Source organism: Mesorhizobium sp. GW821-FHT04C10, from assembly GCF_059420305.1.
In genome coordinates this window covers 5,631,132-5,648,784 of sequence record NZ_JBWKTL010000001.1, presented here as the reverse complement: position 1 = coordinate 5,648,784, position 17,653 = coordinate 5,631,132, and the positions used below count along the sequence as shown (strand labels likewise).

At 63.0% G+C, this 17,653-nt stretch carries 20 protein-coding genes; 11 read left to right on the top strand and 9 right to left on the bottom strand.

What is annotated here, in order from left to right:
- From AC07UC_RS27540 to AC07UC_RS27520, 5 genes are all read right to left on the bottom strand, one after another.
- Positions 1 to 888: a 4-(cytidine 5'-diphospho)-2-C-methyl-D-erythritol kinase gene (locus AC07UC_RS27540; RefSeq protein WP_202323378.1), complete on the bottom strand. Its 888-nt coding sequence runs from the start codon at positions 886 to 888 to the stop codon at positions 1 to 3.
- A 26-nt stretch (positions 889 to 914) separates the two neighbouring features.
- Positions 915 to 1,100, bottom strand: a complete 186-nt coding sequence (locus AC07UC_RS27535; RefSeq protein WP_013896713.1) for a membrane protein — start codon at positions 1,098 to 1,100, stop codon at positions 915 to 917.
- Positions 1,101 to 1,240: 140 nt separating this feature from the next.
- A complete protein-coding gene (locus AC07UC_RS27530; protein ID WP_140769000.1) occupies positions 1,241 to 2,101 on the bottom strand; it encodes a S49 family peptidase in 861 nt (286 codons plus the stop codon).
- An 80-nt stretch (positions 2,102 to 2,181) separates the two neighbouring features.
- Positions 2,182 to 2,997 (bottom strand): tRNA1(Val) (adenine(37)-N6)-methyltransferase, encoded by an 816-nt coding sequence (locus AC07UC_RS27525; RefSeq protein WP_494908030.1) that lies wholly within the window; start codon positions 2,995 to 2,997, stop codon positions 2,182 to 2,184.
- On the bottom strand, positions 2,997 to 3,221 hold the full coding sequence (locus AC07UC_RS27520; RefSeq protein ID WP_202323376.1) for a putative signal transducing protein: 225 nt from the start codon (positions 3,219 to 3,221) through the stop codon (positions 2,997 to 2,999). Before AC07UC_RS27520 ends, AC07UC_RS27525 begins: the two co-directional genes overlap by 1 nt.
- Positions 3,222 to 3,420: 199 nt before the next feature.
- Between AC07UC_RS27520 and AC07UC_RS27515 the strand changes: the two genes are divergently transcribed.
- From AC07UC_RS27515 to AC07UC_RS27495, 5 genes are all read left to right on the top strand, one after another.
- Positions 3,421 to 4,437, top strand: coding sequence for a polyprenyl synthetase family protein (locus AC07UC_RS27515; protein WP_140768996.1), 1,017 nt, complete (start codon positions 3,421 to 3,423; stop codon positions 4,435 to 4,437).
- 107 nt (positions 4,438 to 4,544) lie between these two features.
- On the top strand, positions 4,545 to 5,213 hold the full coding sequence (locus tag AC07UC_RS27510; protein ID WP_096455875.1) for a GntR family transcriptional regulator: 669 nt from the start codon (positions 4,545 to 4,547) through the stop codon (positions 5,211 to 5,213).
- Positions 5,214 to 5,401: 188 nt separating this feature from the next.
- Positions 5,402 to 5,995 (top strand): biotin transporter BioY, encoded by a 594-nt coding sequence (locus AC07UC_RS27505; protein ID WP_494908029.1) that lies wholly within the window; start codon positions 5,402 to 5,404, stop codon positions 5,993 to 5,995.
- Positions 5,992 to 6,429 (top strand): DUF1284 domain-containing protein, encoded by a 438-nt coding sequence (locus AC07UC_RS27500; RefSeq protein WP_494908028.1) that lies wholly within the window; start codon positions 5,992 to 5,994, stop codon positions 6,427 to 6,429. The genes AC07UC_RS27505 and AC07UC_RS27500 overlap by 4 nt, the downstream gene beginning before the upstream one ends.
- 183 nt (positions 6,430 to 6,612) lie before the next feature.
- On the top strand, positions 6,613 to 8,388 hold the full coding sequence (locus tag AC07UC_RS27495; RefSeq protein ID WP_494908027.1) for a tetratricopeptide repeat protein: 1,776 nt from the start codon (positions 6,613 to 6,615) through the stop codon (positions 8,386 to 8,388).
- Between the two features lie 68 nt (positions 8,389 to 8,456).
- Here the strand turns inward: AC07UC_RS27495 and AC07UC_RS27490 are convergent, their stop codons facing one another.
- Positions 8,457 to 8,918, bottom strand: a complete 462-nt coding sequence (locus AC07UC_RS27490; protein ID WP_202323372.1) for a GNAT family N-acetyltransferase — start codon at positions 8,916 to 8,918, stop codon at positions 8,457 to 8,459.
- Between the two features lie 228 nt (positions 8,919 to 9,146).
- Between AC07UC_RS27490 and AC07UC_RS27485 the strand changes: the two genes are divergently transcribed.
- Positions 9,147 to 10,067 (top strand): glycine--tRNA ligase subunit alpha, encoded by a 921-nt coding sequence (locus AC07UC_RS27485; protein ID WP_171883367.1) that lies wholly within the window; start codon positions 9,147 to 9,149, stop codon positions 10,065 to 10,067.
- 1 nt (position 10,068) lies between these two features.
- On the opposite strand, the gene AC07UC_RS27480 is transcribed toward AC07UC_RS27485, so the two are convergent.
- Positions 10,069 to 10,245 (bottom strand): hypothetical protein, encoded by a 177-nt coding sequence (locus tag AC07UC_RS27480; RefSeq protein WP_494908026.1) that lies wholly within the window; start codon positions 10,243 to 10,245, stop codon positions 10,069 to 10,071.
- Positions 10,246 to 10,504: 259 nt separating this feature from the next.
- On the opposite strand from AC07UC_RS27480, the gene AC07UC_RS27475 reads away from it, so the two are divergent.
- The 3 genes from AC07UC_RS27475 (at position 10,505) to AC07UC_RS27465 (ending at position 13,860) form a co-directional block, all read left to right on the top strand.
- On the top strand, positions 10,505 to 10,897 hold the full coding sequence (locus tag AC07UC_RS27475; protein ID WP_494908025.1) for an endonuclease domain-containing protein: 393 nt from the start codon (positions 10,505 to 10,507) through the stop codon (positions 10,895 to 10,897).
- Between the two features lie 75 nt (positions 10,898 to 10,972).
- A complete protein-coding gene (gene glyS / locus AC07UC_RS27470) occupies positions 10,973 to 13,408 on the top strand; it encodes a glycine--tRNA ligase subunit beta (protein ID WP_494908024.1) in 2,436 nt (811 codons plus the stop codon).
- A 110-nt stretch (positions 13,409 to 13,518) separates the two neighbouring features.
- Positions 13,519 to 13,860 carry an ATPase gene (locus tag AC07UC_RS27465; protein ID WP_494908023.1) on the top strand — a complete coding sequence of 114 codons (342 nt, stop codon included), beginning with the start codon at positions 13,519 to 13,521 and terminating at the stop codon, positions 13,858 to 13,860.
- Positions 13,861 to 13,938: 78 nt separating this feature from the next.
- Here AC07UC_RS27465 and AC07UC_RS27460 read toward each other — a convergent pair whose 3' ends face one another.
- Positions 13,939 to 14,328, bottom strand: coding sequence for a hypothetical protein (locus tag AC07UC_RS27460; protein WP_172351411.1), 390 nt, complete (start codon positions 14,326 to 14,328; stop codon positions 13,939 to 13,941).
- 178 nt (positions 14,329 to 14,506) lie between these two features.
- Positions 14,507 to 14,950 carry a hypothetical protein gene (locus AC07UC_RS27455; RefSeq protein ID WP_494908022.1) on the bottom strand — a complete coding sequence of 148 codons (444 nt, stop codon included), beginning with the start codon at positions 14,948 to 14,950 and terminating at the stop codon, positions 14,507 to 14,509.
- Between the two features lie 178 nt (positions 14,951 to 15,128).
- On the opposite strand from AC07UC_RS27455, the gene AC07UC_RS27450 reads away from it, so the two are divergent.
- A complete protein-coding gene (locus tag AC07UC_RS27450) occupies positions 15,129 to 16,103 on the top strand; it encodes an L-threonylcarbamoyladenylate synthase (RefSeq protein WP_494908021.1) in 975 nt (324 codons plus the stop codon).
- Positions 16,104 to 16,112: 9 nt separating this feature from the next.
- Complete coding sequence (locus AC07UC_RS27445; RefSeq protein WP_494908020.1) at positions 16,113 to 17,543, top strand: FAD-binding oxidoreductase; 1,431 nt, start codon at positions 16,113 to 16,115, stop codon at positions 17,541 to 17,543.
- Positions 17,544 to 17,653 lie beyond the last annotated feature (110 nt).

Genomic DNA, 17,653 nt, shown 5'->3' with positions numbered 1-17,653 from the left:
TCACTCAGCCTCCGATGCGATGCTGCGCGTCGCCGCGACGAACCAGTCGGGCTGGCGACCGCGTATTTCGGCTGCCGCCCGCTTGGCGACATTGCCGGTCTCGAACAGGCCGAAGCATGTCGCGCCCGATCCGGACATGCGTGAAAACCCCGATCCGGCCTTATCAAGCCACGACAGCGCCCGTCCTATGGCGGGCTGCAGCGCCACGGCTACCGGTTCGAGATCGTTGCGGGTGACCTCCAGCCAGTTGCGCAGGCTGTGAAAATCGATGCTGCGCGGCAGTGGCGCCAGTGGTCCATTGTCGCGGCGGGAGAGCGCTGCGAAGATTTCCGCCGTCGAGACCGGCGTGCCCGGATTGACCAGCACCAGTCCAAGCGCCGAAAAATCCGGCACCATCGACAGCTCGTCACCAATGCCGCGCGCCACCAGCGGCTTTGCCGCCAGGCACATCGGGACGTCGGCGCCAAGCGAGAGGCCGATCCGTGCCAGCCCGGCATCGTCGATGGCCAGGTCCCATGTCTGTACCAGCCCGCGCAATACGGCCGCCGCGTCACTCGATCCGCCGCCGACGCCGGAGGCGACCGGCAGGTTCTTTTCGAGTTTTATGGCGACGGGCGGAGTTCGCTCGGAGCCAGCCTCCCTTCGCAAGGCGTCGCGCGCCCTCAGCACGAGATTGCTGGCGTCGAGGGGAACCGCAGGCGCATAGCGGCCGGACACGGTGAAATCGTCGCTGCCGGCGAGCGCGATTTCGACCCGGTCGCCAAAACGCGTGAACACCGCCAGGCTTTCAATCAGGTGATAGCCGTCAGGTCGCCTGCCGGTGACATGTAGCGCCAGATTAATCTTGGCATGCGCGGGCCAGGTGCGCGAACCGATCTCGGTGTCCACGGCGTCAGTCGTGTGGGGGATGATGCTCAGTCCTTGGCCAGCCGGTATTCGCCGGTCTTCGGATCCTTGACCAGCGTCCCCATGGCGCCGTTGGCCGCCTGCTTTTCAGTCCGTCGTACCTTGGCCGTCACACGCTCGGCTTCCCGGACGAAAGTGCGGTAGCCGAAATAGGCGGCGACGCCAACGACGGTGAAGAAAATGATCTGCGGCATGTCAAAACTCCTCCCACGCTGGGCCGGCGAAGGCGGCCGGTCGGGTCGGTTGATGCATGTTGCCCAAAACTGTGTCCGGTTTTGGGAAAACGACATGCACAAGACTACAAGCGCTCATGCTAGACGGTTTCGCCCGGTTTTCAAAGCCCGAAGCGAGCCCACAGCGCGCGCTCTTCCGCCGCATCGATGATGCCGCTGGCGGCAGCGCCGGCGATATCGGGCGCCGAAAAGCCCTTGCTCGAGCCGAACAGGCCGAAGCGGCTGAGGAAGCCGCGCGGCGCCGAGACCAGCCTGAGCTGGGTCTTCGCCCCGAACCGGGTCTTCAGCACGGTGCGCATGTCGCCGAGCGCATCGACGAGGCCGAGTTCCAGGCCTTTCTTGCCGGTCCAGAACAGGCCGGTGAACAGGTCCGGATCGTCCTTCAGCTTCGTGCCGCGCCGCTCCTTGACCAGATCGATGAAGGTGTCGTGGACCTCAAGCTGCAGTGCTTTCAGCCGCTCGACGTCCTCCTTCTTCTCGGGCTTGAACGGATCGAGCACCGCCTTGTTCTGGCCGGCGGTGTGGACACGGCGCTCGACGCCGATCTTCTTCATCAGTTCAGGAAAGCCGAACGACGCCGAGACCACGCCGATGGAGCCGACGATGGAGGAGGGATCGGCAAAAATCTCGTCACCGGCGACCGCGATCATGTAGCCGCCGGAGGCGGCGACGTCCTCGACGAAAACCAGGACCTTCTTGTTCTTTTCGTTCGCCAGGTCGCGGATGCGCTTGAAGATCAGCCGCGACTGCACAGGCGAGCCACCGGGCGAATTGATCGAGACGGCGACCGCCGGCGCGTCGAAGGAAAAGGCCTTCTCGATGAGGCCGGCGGTGGAGGCCAGCGACAGGTTCTGCCGGAACTGGCCGCCCGACATGATGGTGCCGTGCAGCCGGATGACCGGAATGGTGACGACGGTGGAGCGCCAGGATTTCGGCAGCAGGCGGTTGAAAAGACGTTTCACGAGGACGCGGTCTCCGGTCGATTGCGTTGCAGGCATGTAGGGATTTCCCGGCCAACGGCAATGTGGCGGCCAGGAATAGCTCAATCTCCAAACAGCGAGGCGAGACCGTTGGTGATCATTTCGCTGCGCTCGTCGGGGCCATTGCCCGATTGCGCGTGCAGCATCAGGGGCGGACGGATGGCGAGCTTTCCGCGGGCTCCCAGCGCCGCGCGCACGACGATGCGGATCGCCGCTGCGTCGGGGCGAGGGTGCACGGCGAGCATCTCGGCATCGCCGAAACGGCCCGCGATCGCGTCGAGGATGGCGCCGAGCTGTTCGGGCCGCGCGATGACGGCCAACCCGCCGCGCGGCCTGACCACCGCCGCCGCACTGCGGATCCAGCTTTCGAACAGCCCGTCCTCCATGACATGGGCTTCCTTTCTCAGCCGGTCAGGCGTGGCGCGGTCCCGGGCGGCGTTGAAGGGCGGGTTCATGATGACGTAGTTGAAATCATTGTCGGCCAGACCTGCCGCCGCCCGGGCCTGGCCGGATACCGCGACATCGGCGACGAGCACGGATGCGCGATCGCTGAGATGGGCATTGCCGGGATGAACAAGGGTGGCCGCGGCGAAGGCCGCCATTTCCGGCGCGCGTTCGACCAGCACGGCCTGGGCCGCGGGGCATCGCGACAGCACGGCCAGGCCGGCGGCGCCGGCGCCGGCGCCGAAATCGGCGAGGCGTCCGCCAAAGGCGGATGGTACGGACGCAGCCAGCATCATCGCATCCATGCCGGCGCGATGGCCGCCATGCTTGGGCTGCACCAGCCAGAACCGGCCGCGATGGAAGGCGTCGACCGTATGGGCCGGCGTGTCCGGGCCAAGGGTATCAAGGGCAGGGGCGGCTGGCGCGGCCGACATTATTTTGTGCGGATCTCGTTGGCGATGCCGGCGTCCGTCAGGATACGCCGCGCGGCATCGACCTGGTCGGCGTCGACCATGACGCGCTTCGGCAAAAGACCGATCGACCCTTCGAGAATGCTCATATTCTGATCGGCGACAAAGCAGGCGATGCCGGCGTCGCGCATCAGCGATTCGACGAAGGAGATGATCACGGCATCGTTTGTGCGGACAAGTTCTATCATCCGATGAAACTCGCAGTTTGCGCTATTGATGTAAACGGGCGGAGATTCCCTGGCCGAACCTCGCTCCTCCAGCGGTTGACAGGCTGTTACCGACGCCGCGCCAATTCGCCACTTGCCGTGGCCGTGTCCGCCGCCCTAGAGTCCATGCCGGGACTAAGGGTGCCGTCGCACGCGTTATACCAAGACGGGAGTGATTGTCGTGGGTGTCGTTCTCAACATCGAAAACGGGAAGCGGGAACCCGCCTCCATCAAGGATCTCATCGATCTGACGGCCGCCGATATGGGGCGCGTGAACGAATTGATCCTGTCCAAGGCCGGCTCTGACGTCGAGATGATTCCCGAGGTCGCCAACCATCTGATCTCGTCCGGCGGCAAGCGGCTCAGGCCGATGCTGACGCTCGCCGCCGCGCAGATGTTCGGCTATGCCGGCGAGGGCCACGTCAAGCTCGCCACCTCGGTCGAGTTCATGCACACGGCCACGCTTCTCCACGACGATGTCGTCGACGAGAGCGGCATGCGGCGCGGCAAGAAGACCGCCCGCATGATCTGGGGCAACCAGGCGAGCGTGCTCGTCGGCGACTTCCTGCTCGGCCAGGCCTTCCGCATGATGGTCGATGTCGGCTCGCTCGAGGCGCTCGACATCCTGTCGAGCGCTGCCTCGATCATCGCCGAGGGCGAGGTCATGCAACTTGCCGCCGCCAAGAACCTGGAGACCACCGAGGACGAGCATTTCGCCGTCATCAAGGCCAAGACCGCCGCGCTGTTTTCGGCCGCCGCCGAAGTCGGCCCCGTCATTGCCCAGGCGACCCGCAACGATCGCGCGGCCCTGCGCTCCTACGGCATGAATCTCGGCCTTGCCTTCCAGTTGATCGACGATGCGCTGGACTATGGCGGCACCAGCAAGGATCTGGGCAAGAATGTCGGTGACGATTTCCGCGAGGGCAAGGTGACCCTGCCGGTCATTCTCGCCTACCGGCGCGGCACCAAGGCCGAGCGGACTTTCTGGAAACGCGCCATCGAGGATAATATCGTCGACGACGCGGGCCTGGAAAAGGCGATCGGCCTGATGACCCGCCATGGCGCCATCGCCGACACGATCGGCCGCGCCCGCCATTTCGGTGAAATCGCCCGCGACGCGCTGGCGCCGCTGGAAGAAACGCCGCAGAAATCGGCGCTGATCGACGTCATCGATTTCTGCATCAGCCGGGTGAACTGAAAAGGCCGGCCCTATCGGAATTCCCTTGGCTCTGTGCTGGGGAGAACGCCGATGAATACGGCCTCGCCGTCTCGACAAGCTGCCCTGCCGCAAATTATCTATAAAACATGGCAAAGGGCACGGACGACACCATCGCGGTGCGCATCAGCAAGGTGCTGGCGGACCGCATCATCTCGGGTGCGATAGAGCCGGGGGCCAGGCTGCGGCAGGATCATGTCGCCGAAGAATTCCACACCAGCCATGTTCCCGTGCGCGAGGCCTTCCGCCGCCTGGAGGCGCAAGGCCTGGCCGTCAGCGAACCGCGCCGCGGCGTGCGTGTCGCCGCATTCGATCTTGGCGAGGTCAAGGAGGTCGCCGAAATGCGGGCCGCCCTCGAAGTGCTGGCACTGCGCCATGCCGCGCCACATCTGACGTCGGCCATTCTCGACCTCGCTGAGGAAGCGACCAAGGCCGGCGACAAGTCCCGCGACGTCAGGTCGTGGGAGGAAGCCAACCGCGCCTTTCACCGGCTGATCCTGGCGCCATGCGCCATGCCCCGCCTGCTCGCCACCATCGACGATCTGCATGCTGCCAGTGCCCGCTTCCTGTTCGCGGCGTGGCGATCGGAATGGGAGACGCGCACCGATCAGGACCATCGGGCGATCCTGACCGCCTTGCGGCAGGGAAACACCGAATCGGCCGCTGCAACGCTGGGGCGCCATGTCCAATGGATCGGCCGCAAGCCGGTCAGGACGGCCTCCGGCGCGACGCGCGAGGCCTTCGCGATCGTGGGTTGAGGCATGTCGCCCAAAAGTGGCTCCCAATTTGGCGCGACATCCATAAAACAATGACCTCAAGCGCGTCGCGACGCAGTTCAGACGGGTCTTTGTCGTGGGAAGGCTTGCTATGTCGCGAGAAATGTGGATTCGATAATAGATCGAAAACAGAAATTATCTATAATTTCAAATCGGTCGAAGGAAACCCTATGACAGACATCGCATTCACGTCCCGCAAGCCGTCCTTCAGCCCGCTTCGGCTCCAGGATCGCTCGCTCGCCTGGCAAGTTGGAGCCGTCGTGCTCGGGACGCTGTTCCTGGCGCTGTCATCCTACATCGAAGTGCCGATGGTGCCGGTGCCAGTGACCATGCAGACTTTCGCCGTGACATTGATCGGTGCGCTTTATGGCTGGCGTCTTGGCGCAATCACCATCGCCGCATGGCTTGTCGAGGGCGCGGCCGGTTTTCCGGTCCTGGCCGGCGGCGCTGCCGGCGCCGCGCATTTCGTCGGGCCGACCGGCGGCTATCTCTTCGCCTTTCCGGTCACCGGCGCGCTGGTCGGCTGGCTGGCCGAGCGCGGCTGGAACGGCAACAGGGTGGTGCTTGCCTTCGCCGCCATGCTGCTCGGCAATCTGGCCTGCCTGGCTCTCGGCACGGCATGGCTTGCCGTCATGATCGGCGCCGAGAAGGCCATGACCTTCGGCTTCCTGCCGTTCATCGTCGGCGGATTGCTGAAGTCGGCGCTCGGTGCGGCGACACTCATGGCGCTGCGCGGCGGCAAGGCCAGGCCGGCCAATCCGTGACGGTCAGGCTGCGCGCCCATCACCTCCTTTGCCTGCTGACCTATGTGGGCAAGGGGTACAGCCCCGCCTTCACCGTCAATTATGACGCGATCGCGCTGCGCCTGAGCCGGGGCGAGGACATTCTCCTCGTCTCCGGTCCGGATGATGTCTGCGCGCCGTTGCTCGATGGGCCGGAACCGCATTGTCTCAACGAGAGCGTCATCGAGCGGGACCGGCTTGCGGCACGCGATGTCGAGGATTTGCTGGCCCTGCCAATCCAACCCGGCGTCCGCCTCGATCTCGATGCGGCAACACTGGCGCGGATGCGCCGGGCGTTTTCCGTTGGTGGCGTACGCAAGGCTTGCGGCGGCTGCGAATGGAACGAGTTGTGCGGCGCGATAGCGGCCGGCGGCTTTCCCGATACCAAGGTGCAGCGGTCCGTCGTGCCGCGCTGACCTTGACGCCGGCTTTTCCCCGGTCGAAAATCCGCTCCAGCCATGGTTTGTTAATCGGCTGACCCGATTGTGAATTTCAGGCGGATTGAAGCGCGACCCCAAAAAGGCCATGCTTTGCCCGGAAAGATCGAGTCTACGTCGATCCCGCTGACGCGGAGATGGCGCCTGGCTGAAAGGGATACGATGCAGCAAGGACGTGCGCGCTGGCTGACAAGGCTGGCAATTGTGACGGGCATGGCGATCTCGGCTTTGCCGGTCTATGCCAAGCAATCCACCGAACCGGTCAAGATTTCCTCGTTCTCGGGTGCCTATCTGGCCGCCCGGATCGCCGAAGGCGACAACGACCTCGACAGCGCCATCGCCTACTACAAGCAGGCCCTGGCCTTCGACCCGAGCGACACCGGCCTGCAACAGAGCCTGATGCTGTCGCTGATCGCGCAAGGACGCTTCGACGAATCCCTGGTCTATGCCGACAAGCTCAAGGAGGTGCCCGATGTCGAGCGCTTCTCGCGCCTGGCGCTGGCCGTCGATTCCTTCCACAAGAAGGATTTCACCAAGGCGCAGTATTGGCTCAAGCTGTCGCTGGAATCCGACCTCGACCGGCTGATCTCCGGCGTCATGTCCGGTTGGGCCCAACAGGGTGCCGGCCAGGCCAGCGATGCAATGGCCTCCATCGACAAGCTTCAGGGCCCGGATTGGTTCGGCCTGTTCAAGTCCTTCCACCGCGCGCTGATCGCCGATGCCTCCAACATGCCCGAGAAGGCCGAGGCGATCTACGCCGCGACGATGCAGGACACGACCGCCGGCGGCGCGGCGCCTGAAACCTGGATGCGCAATGCCCAGGCCTATGCCTCGTTCCTGGCCCGCAGGGGCGACAAGGCCAAGGCGATATCGGTGCTGGATCAGGCCGAAACGTTTTCGCCGGGCAAGCTCGAAATCGTCACCTTGCGCGACAGGATCGCCAAGGGCGACAAGATCGCGCCGTTTGTCTCAGGTCCGTCCGACGGCGCTTCCGAAATCCTGCTCGATCTCGCCACCGCGCTCAACCGTGGTGGCGGCGAGCCGTTCGTCCGCCTTTATCTGCAATACGCCCTGGCTCTGCGGCCTGACAGCGACGCGGCCCTCGTGCAGCTCGCCGCCGTCGCCGAACAGTTGAAGGACGGCGAGGGCGCCATCGCGCTCTATCGGCGCATCCCTGATTCTTCGCCGCTGAAAGAGCTTTCGGACTTGCAGCTTGGCCTCAACCTTGCCGATCTCGACCGCCATGACGAGGCGATCACCCACCTGAAGGCCTTCGTCGACGCCCATCCCAACGACATGCGCGCCTATCTGGCGCTCGGCGGCGTCTATTCCTCCAAGGATGATTTCCGCTCGGCCGCCAACCTCTACGACAAGGCTGTCGAGGTGCTGAAGACCCCGACCGCGGCCAACTGGAACATCTTCTACCAGCGCGGCATCGCCTATGAGCGCCTGAAGGAATGGCCAAAGGCCGAGCCGAATTTCCGCAAGGCGCTGGAATTGCAGCCCGACCAGCCGCAGGTGCTTAACTATCTCGGCTATTCCTGGGTCGACATGAACACCAACCTCAAGGAAGGCCTGGCGATGATCCAGAAGGCCGTCGACCTCCGGCCGAGCGACGGTTACATCGTGGATTCGCTGGGTTGGGCCTATTTCCGGCTCGGCAGGTTCGATGACGCGGTGCGCGAGATGGAGCGTGCCGTATCGCTGAAGCCGGAGGATCCGGTTCTCAACGATCATCTGGGCGACGCCTACTGGCGCGTCGGCCGCAAGCTGGAAGCCACTTTCCAGTGGAACCAGGCCCGCGACCTGAAGCCCGATCCCGATGTGCTGGCCACGCTGCAGCAGAAGCTGATGAAGGGCTTGCCGCCGATCGAATCCAACACGGCGCAGGAAACCCCGAAGGTCAAACCCGAGCCGGTGCCCGCTCCGAAGGGGTGAGGTCGGTTTTTGAATGCGAACGGGGCTCTTTTCAGGGCCCCGTTTTCGTTTGGAGCGGTGCGCAGTTCTTAAAAAAGCTTCCGGTACACGACGAAGCCGGAGCGTTCGCCGACCTTGTCATAGAGCTTCATCGCCGTTTGGTTGGTCTCGTGCGTCAGCCAGTACACCCGGCCCGAGCCGGCGGCCTGGGCGCGCTCATAGACGCCCTCGATCAGCGCCCGGCCGATGCCTTTTCCACGCGAAGCCTCTGTCGTGAAAAGGTCCTGCAAATAGCAGTTTGGTGCGATTGCCGTCGTGCTGCGATGAAAGAGATAGTGCACGAGGCCGAGGAGATGTCCCTCGCTTTCGGCGACCAGCGCATGGACCGGCTCATAGGCGTCGAAAAAGCGCGACCATGTCATCGCCGTGATCTCGCTCGCCAGCGCTGTCTCGCCCGAGCGGCCATAAAACGCGTTGTAGCCGTCCCACAGCGGTAGCCATCGGTCGAAATCCTGCCGCGTGACCGGGCGGACGAGGATGGGGCTAGGCATGATTGGACCTGTCGTTATTGTTGTGGGCTGCAGGGGACGAAGCAGACCGCAGCCTCCCGAGGTCGGCAATGGGCCAGTTCCCGGCAAACCTTCAACGTTGCGTCGCACCCGTTCGGCGTCCGCATCCGACGTGCCTTGCTTGACGCTTCGCCGTCGTGTCTCTAGGACGTGCCGGCAAGCTAGCCTTTGCTGTCGAGGCCACCCGTGACGATTGAAATTCCCGCCCATATGCATCCCAGCCGCTCGTTCCAGGGGCTGATCCTGACCTTGCACAATTACTGGGCCGCCTATGGTTGCGTCATCCTCCAGCCCTACGACATGGAGGTCGGCGCCGGAACGTTTCACCCGGCAACGACGCTGCGCGCGCTCGGGCCGCGTCGTTGGAACGCCGCCTACGTCCAGCCCTCGCGCCGTCCCAAGGATGGCCGCTACGGCGAGAACCCGAACCGGCTGCAGCATTACTACCAGTACCAGGTGATCCTGAAGCCTAACCCGCCGAACTTGCAGGAACTCTATCTCGGTTCGCTCCAGGCGATCGGCGTCGACCCGCTGCTGCATGACATCCGCTTCGTCGAGGACGACTGGGAAAGCCCGACGCTGGGCGCCTGGGGCCTTGGCTGGGAATGCTGGTGTGATGGCATGGAAGTCTCGCAATTCACCTATTTCCAGCAGGTCTGCGGCATCGAATGCGCGCCGGTGGCCGGCGAACTGACCTATGGGTTGGAGCGGCTGGCCATGTATGTGCAGGGCGTCGACAATGTCTACGACCTCAATTTCAACGGCCGCGAAGGCGCCGACAAGGTGACCTATGGCGACGTCTTCCTGCAGGCCGAGCAGGAATATTCGCGCCACAATTTCGAATACGCCAACACGGCGATGCTGCTCAGGCATTTCGAGGACGCCGAGGCCGAGTGCAAGGCACTGCTCGATGCCGGTGCGCCGGCGTCGAACGACAATTTGCCGATGCACAAGATGGTCTTCCCGGCCTACGACCAGTGCATCAAGGCCAGCCACGTCTTCAACCTGCTCGACGCGCGCGGCGTGATCTCGGTCACCGAGCGGCAAAGCTACATCCTGCGGGTGCGCAATCTGGCGAAGGCCTGCGGCGAGGCGTTCTTGAAGACGCAGGCTGGTGGTTTGGCGGCCTGAGTCAGGCACCCCTTATCATTTCGTGTGAAGCGTTGACCGGCGACAGGACCTGGCTGCTTTGTCCGGCCATCGTCCGCAGCGCCTGCCGCACGCCCGGCATCGAGAAGGCGCCGTGGACCTGCGCCGTGAAGCAGGCGCTGAGCGCGAGGATCTGCAGAAGTCTGGATGCCGTTTTCATCGTCGTTCAGCCAATAGTTCCCTGCCTGAGCGTGGGTCGCTTCAGTGCTGCGTTCGGTTCATGGAAATCTTTGACCCAAGGACGGACCGGATCGCCGCGCCCCGACAGGGCAGCCAAAGTTTCTGGAAATCAGCCGAAGTCGGCGATCACCTCGCGGAAAGGGTGACAGCGGCCAGCCGAGTTGCTATGCCCTCTTACCTCCCCCTGGATGGGGGAGGTCGCCGCGAAGCGGCGGGTGGGGGTGCTGGCGCGACTTTCCATGCCGAAACTCGATCGGTTCAAGCTGCAGTCCGCGCAACGGCTTCGTGCGGCAATGACCGACGAAGAGCGCATCTTGTGGCGGCATCTGTGGCGCATTCCAGTCGAAGGCACTCATTTTCGCAGGCAAGCTTCGGTCGGTATCTACTTCCCTGATTTCATCTCACATCGGTTAAAGTTGATCATCGAGGTGGACGGTGCCCATCACAGCTTCGATGAGCAGCAACGCCATGACGAGCGTCGAACAAAATGGTTTGAGAGCCAGGGTTATCGCGTCATCCGCTTCTGGAACCATGAAATCAAAAACGAACTGGATTCCGTGCTCGATACGATTTATGCGGCGGTGGAAGAACGAAAACCCCACCTTGGCCCGCAAGACGCCGAAGGCGCTTGAGACCGAGACGCCGCCACCCCACCCCGGCGCTAACGCGCCGACCCTCCCCATCAAGGGGAGGGTGAGGAGCTAACCATGCCTGACCTGCTTCTAGAACTCCGCTCGGAAGAGATTCCCGCCCGCATGCAGCGCAAGGCGGCGGGTGATCTCAAGAAGATGCTGACCGACGGTCTGGTCGAGGCGGGGCTGACCTATGAGGCGGCGCGCGAGTACTGGACGCCGCGGCGACTGACGCTCGACATCAGGGGGCTGACGGCGCGCTCGAAGGACATAAGTGAAGAGATCAAGGGACCTTCCACCACTGCCCCCGAGCCGGCGGTCCAGGGGTTCCTGCGCAAGGCCGGGCTGTCTTCGGTCGCCGAGGCGCATGTCCACTCCGATCCGAAGAAGGGCGACTTCTATGTCGCTCACATTTCGAAGCCGGGCAGGGCGGCCGAAGAGATCATCGCCGAGCTGGTGCCTGGCATCATCCGCAATTTTCCCTGGCCGAAATCGATGCGTTGGGGGCCGGCCTCGGCCAAGCCGGGCTCGCTGCGCTGGGTGCGGCCGCTGCAATCGATCCTGTGCACCTTCGGCCCGGAGACCGAGGAGCCTGTCGTGGTCGATTTCGAGATCGACGGCATTCGCTCCGGCAACACCACCTATGGCCACCGCTTCCTGGCGCCCGGCGAGATCACCGTGCGTCGCTTCGACGATTATGTGAGCAAGCTGGAGGCCGCGAAGGTCGTGCTCGACGCCGATCGGCGCAAGGAGATCATCCTCGCCGACGCTCGCAACCTCGCCTTTGCCAACGGGCTCGACCTGGTCGAGGACGATGGGCTGTTGGAGGAAGTATCCGGGCTGGTCGAATGGCCTGTTGTGCTGATGGGTGAGTTTGAAGAGGCATTTCTCGCCATTCCGGCCGAGGTGATCCGATTGACCATCCGCGCCAACCAGAAGTGCTTTGTCACGCGGCCGCAAGGCGAAGGCGACGCACTGTCCAACCGCTTCATCCTCACCTCCAACATCGAGGCCAGGGACGGTGGTAAGGAGATTGCCCACGGCAACGGCAAGGTGGTGCGCGCGCGCCTCTCCGACGCGCTCTATTTCTGGACGACCGACCAGGGCGATCTGCCTGATCTCGTCCAGCTCGACGCCTCGGCGAAAAAATTCGAGCTCGATTTGAAGAAGCCGCTCGACCAGCGCATGGCCCGCCTCGACCATCTCGGCGTGACTTTCCATGCCAAGCTCGGCACGCAAGGCGCGCGCGTTGAGCGGATCAGGCGGCTGGCCGTTGAGCTGGCGCCAGCCATATCGGATTGGTTTCTAGCTTCGCCAGATCGTGCACAAAACGATAGCCTCACGCTTCTTCAAGTGAGCGAATACCTGAACCTTAAAGAGATAGCCAAGTTGGTTTCTCGGGCTGCCGTATTGGCAAAAGCAGACCTACAAACCGAGGTTGTTGGTGAGTTCCCTGAGTTGCAGGGTGCCATGGGCCGAAAATATGCACTGCTACAGGGTGAGCATCTCTCTGTCGCCGCAGCCGCCGAGGAGCACTACAAGCCGCAGGGTCCGTCGGACCGTGTGCCGACCGACCCGATTTCGGTTGCTGTGGCGCTGGCCGACAAGCTCGACACGCTGATCGGCTTCTGGGCGATTGATGAAAAGCCAACCGGCAGCAAGGATCCGTTCGCGTTACGGCGTGCTGCGCTGGGTGTTGTCAGAATATTGATCGAAAATGAGATAAGACTGAGTCTCGCCACTGCGATAGAGCTTGGTGGAAGTGCCATTGTTAAGCAGATGCAGTTTAGAGGCGAACGCAACAGGACCGACGAGCTTGTCTTGGCGTTAGCCAAGGCCAACATTGGAAAGTCGTTGGGCGCAAGCATCACCTTTGACAGGGACAAATTGCGATCTGATGTCGATGTCGTTGTCGAAGAAATGGTGGACAAGATAGATAAGCTTCGTGTCGACCTACTCAGCTTTTTTCACGACCGCTTGAAAGTCTACCTCCGCGATCGAGGCGCACGGCACGATCTTATCGATGCAGTGTTGGCAGGTGGAAATGCGCAGATATCTCGTGAAGCAGGCAAGGCTAGCGAATCGAAGAGCGATGATCTTTTGCAGATTGTTCGCCAAGTCGAAGCCCTTGGGAGTTTGATTGAAACTGAAAAATGCAAGAACCTCGTAGCTCAAGCTAAGCGTACGATAAACATTCTCGCTGCTGAAGAGAAAAAGGGAACCGTTGTTACAGGCCCCGTGGATCCAGATAAGTTTCGCGATGATGCCGAGGCGGCGCTATTTTCTGCTTTGATTCAAGCCGAAAAAGAATCTCGCCAGGCCATTGAAAAAGAAGATTTTTCTGGAGCTCTGCGGGCTCTTAGCGAAATATGCGAACCCGTTGATTCATTCTTTGAAGGTGTTCTCGTGAATGATGAGGACTTGTCCGTACGTGCCAACCGCCTGGCGCTGCTCGACCGCATCCGCGCGGCCACCGGTCAGGTCGCGGATTTCGCGAAAATTGCCGGTTGAGACCTTAAGAAAAATATCTGTAAGCCGGCCGTTCGAGCCGGCTTACAGTCATATGACGATGATCTCTCCGTGGCAAAAGGCACATGTTCCCCAACCCAACGGAGGCTTCCATGAATTCCGATCACGAAATCGAAGTGACTGAAGAAACCTCGGCCGCCGCCGAGGCGATTGAATCCGCTTCCGAAACCGATCACGACGCTGCTGCAGCGGTAGAAGCCGCCGATCACTCTGATGACGAGGACGGCGACGAAGAAGAAAGCGACGACGAAGACGGCGAAGAGTCCGACGAAGACGACGCTGAAGCCGCCAAGCTTTCGGGCGATGACGACGAAGACGAAGATGAGGACGAAGACGACGCTGATGAGGCCGTGAAGGCCGAAGGCGACGAGGGCGAAGAAGACGCCGAAGACGGCGAGTCCGAGGAAGACGACGACAAGGAAGAAGCGGCCTGAGATTTCAATCCGGTTCTGTCGGGAAGAAGGGGCGGCGCATCGGCGCCGCCCTTTTTTATCCGTCGTCCCGGATGCTTGTCAGTTCTCCAGGATGCTGACCCGCACGCTGTTTTCGTAGACATCGACCTGGATCAGCGGTTCGCCATTGACTATGGCGCGCTTGGTCGAGGAACTCATCGCGCCGGGACGCTCCAGCATGCGCTGCAGATCGGCGCGCTGGTCGTTGGTCCTGAACCAGGCATCACCCTCATCGTCGCGGTCGCGGCGATGGAACTTGTGCCAGTTGGCTCGGTCCTGCCGCACCATCTGCGCGGCGCTGTCCAGCGCATAGCCGTCGCTCGCCTGATGATCCCGATCGGAAATACGCGCCACATAGGATCCCAGCATGTCATCGGCTTGCGCCGCGCTGGCACCCAGCAGCGACGCCAGCAAAAGCGCGGCCACGGTAACGGTCTTGGATAGTCTCATGATCAACCCCCTTTGAATGGCGAAGCCCGTCTGCCCGAGCCGCCCCTTAGCCTGAATCGCTTGACCAAATCCAGGCGGCTTCGAGCGGTCAGATACGCCAGGACGAACTCGCGCGGCAATGGTGCGCAGGGCGCCGTCAAGCTGTCAACGATCTGGCCAGCCCAGCAATTTGCGGCCGCTACTTGACCTTGCCGGCCCCGGAAGCGGGCGTCGATGCGGCTGCCCGTGCGGTCGGCTTCTTCTGCGTGCCCGACGCCGGAGCCGCCGAGGCGGTAGTCTGGGCTGGAGCGGGAGCGGTGGTGGTGGTGGTCGTGGCCGGTGCCTTGACTTGCGTCGGTGTCGAGAAGTCGCCGCCGACCACGCCGCCGCGAATGATCATCGGGCCTGGCATGAAACCATGCCGTGGCTCGGGCGCGTTGGGGATCGCCGCCACCTTTTCATAGGTGACGTCTGGTTCGCCGAGCACAACGACGGACAGCGCGTCGCTTGCCCGGATGCCGTCCGCCTTCAGGGCAAGGATAGAGGGCGTCGCGGCCGGCGCGCCGGGAAAGACAAGCGACGAGGCTTGAGCTCCACCGCTCAACGCCGCCAGGGTGATCCCCAGCAGGATACGCACAGACACGTTTGACCACTCCCCTTTGCCCAGACCCTCACGGTAGCGGACCGGAATTGATACCGGCTTTCGCGGAAACGTAGCATTTTAGGAATTGATAAATCGCCAAGACCCTCTCTTGCCCAACAGCCGGCTTGCCCAATAGCCGCCATCGTACTACGCAGCCGGCATCTGCGAGGTGACGAGAGTGGCTGAGATACTTGCCGTCGACGAAGCGCTGGAGCGGGCGCTGGCTCTGCTTCAGGGCGGCGATGTCGTGGCCATCCCGACGGAGACCGTCTACGGGCTTGCCGGCGATGCCACCAACGGCATCGGCGTGGCGCGTATCTTCGAGGCCAAGGGGCGGCCGCGTTTCAATCCGCTGATCGCCCATGTTGCCGACATGGTGATGGCCGAGCGCATCGCAATATTCGATCCGCTGTCGAGGAAACTGGCGCAGGCGTTCTGGCCAGGTCCGCTGACGCTGGTGTTGCCGCAGCGGCCCGGCAACGGCATCCATCCGCTGGTCACGGCCGGGCTCGACACGATTGCCTTGCGCATGCCGAGGGGCTTTGGCGGTGACCTCATCGCAAAACTTGGCCGGCCACTTGCCGCACCCAGCGCCAACTCATCCGGTAAGATCAGCGCGACGACCGCGCAAGCAGTGGCGGCGGATCTCGGCACGCGCATCAAGCTGGTGGTCGATGGCGGCGCGACGCCGGTCGGGCTGGAATCGACCATCGTCAAGGCCGAAGGAGGGAGCTTGCGGCTGCTGCGGCCGGGCGGCGTCGCCGCCGAGGAAATCGAGGCGGCCATCGGCATGGCTCTGTTGCGCGGCGGCGCCGCCGGCATCGAGGCGCCGGGCATGCTTGCCTCGCACTACGCGCCGGGTGCCGGGGTGCGGCTCAATGCGGGAACGGTCGGCGAGGGCGAAGCGCTGCTTGCCTTTGGGGATCGGCGGGCCGAAGGCTGGCGTGATGCCGCAGCGTTCCTCAATTTGTCTGAAACCGGTGACCTGCGCGAAGCGGCAAGCAATCTTTTCGCCTATATGCAGGAACTCGACCGCAGCGGCGCGCGCACCATCGCCGTCGAGACGATTCCTTTCGATGGTCTTGGCGAGGCCATCAACGACCGGCTCTCGCGTGCCGCCGCCCCTCGTGACAATGTACAGCCCGCACCGTAGTTTTCCCACATGACCGACATTTCGCAAAAACTCGATCCCGCTCTCATCGACCGCTTCGCGGCGATCGTTGGCGAAAAATACGCGCTGCGCGACGAACAGGACATCGCGCCCTATCTCATCGAGCGGCGCGGGCTCTGGCATGGCGCGACATCGCTGGTGCTGCGGCCGGGCAGTGTCGACGAGGTCAGCCGGATCATGCGGCTGGCGACCGAGACGGGAACGCCGGTCGTGCCGCAAAGCGGCAACACCGGGCTGGTCGGCGCCCAGGTGCCGGACAGATCCGGCCACGAGATCATCCTGTCGCTTTCGCGGCTGAACCGCATCCGCGAGATCGATGTCCTGTCCAATACGGTCACGGCGGAGGCCGGCGTCATCCTGCAGACGCTGCAGGAGGCGGCCGATGCCGCCGACCGGCTGTTTCCGCTGTCGCTGGCCGCACAGGGCTCCTGCCAGATCGGCGGCAACCTGTCTTCCAATGCCGGCGGCACCGGCGTGCTGGCCTACGGCAATGCGCGCGAACTCTGCCTCGGGGTCGAAGTGGTGCTGCCGACGGGCGAGGTGTTCGACGATTTGCGCAAGCTGAAGAAGGACAACACCGGCTACGATTTGAAGAACCTGTTCGTCGGCGCCGAAGGTACGCTCGGCATCATCACCGCCGCTGTCCTGAAACTGTTCCCGAAGCCGAAGGGGCGCGAGGTCGCATTCGCCGGGCTGTCTTCGCCCGACGCGGCACTTGCGCTGTTCAGCCTGGCGATGGACCGCTCCGGCGCTTCGCTCACCGCCTTCGAACTGATCGGCAAGAGACCTTACGATTTCACGCTCAAGCATGGTCAAGGTGTCGTGCGACCGCTGGCCGATGACTGGCCCTGGTATGTCTTGATGCAGGTTTCCTCGGGCCGCTCGGAAGCCGACGGCCGGGCGTTGATCGAGGAGGTGCTGGCGGATGGTCTCGAGCAAGGCATCGTTGGCGATGCGGTGGTCGCTGCAAGTCTTGCCCAGGGCGACGCTTTCTGGAATTTCCGCGAGACGCTACCGGAATGCCAGAAGCCGGAGGGCGCCTCGATCAAGCACGACATTTCGGTGCCGATCGCATCGATCCCGCGTTTTATCGAAGAGGCCGCCGGCGCGGTGGCCTCGGTCAGTGCCGGTGCCCGCGTGGTCTGCTTCGGTCATATGGGCGACGGCAACCTCCATTATAACATCTCGCGGCCGCTCGATGGCGATGACGAGGCGTTTCTCGCCCTCTACCATCCCATGAACAAGGCCGTGCACGATGTCGTGCGGTCCTTCCATGGATCGATCTCGGCCGAGCACGGCATCGGCCAGTTGAAGCGCGACGAACTGATCGCCACCGCGCCGCCGATGGCCATCGATCTGATGCGCCGGGTGAAGGCTGCCTTCGACCCTGCCGGCATCATGAATCCTGGTAAGGTTATCTGATCCTTTCAACATCTTGTGTCCGGTGGCATTCCGATAACCATCCCTGAGATCAGCAAAATTTAACCGACTTTCTTAAGCGCGGCGGTAAGGAGCCCACGCTACTGTTTCCC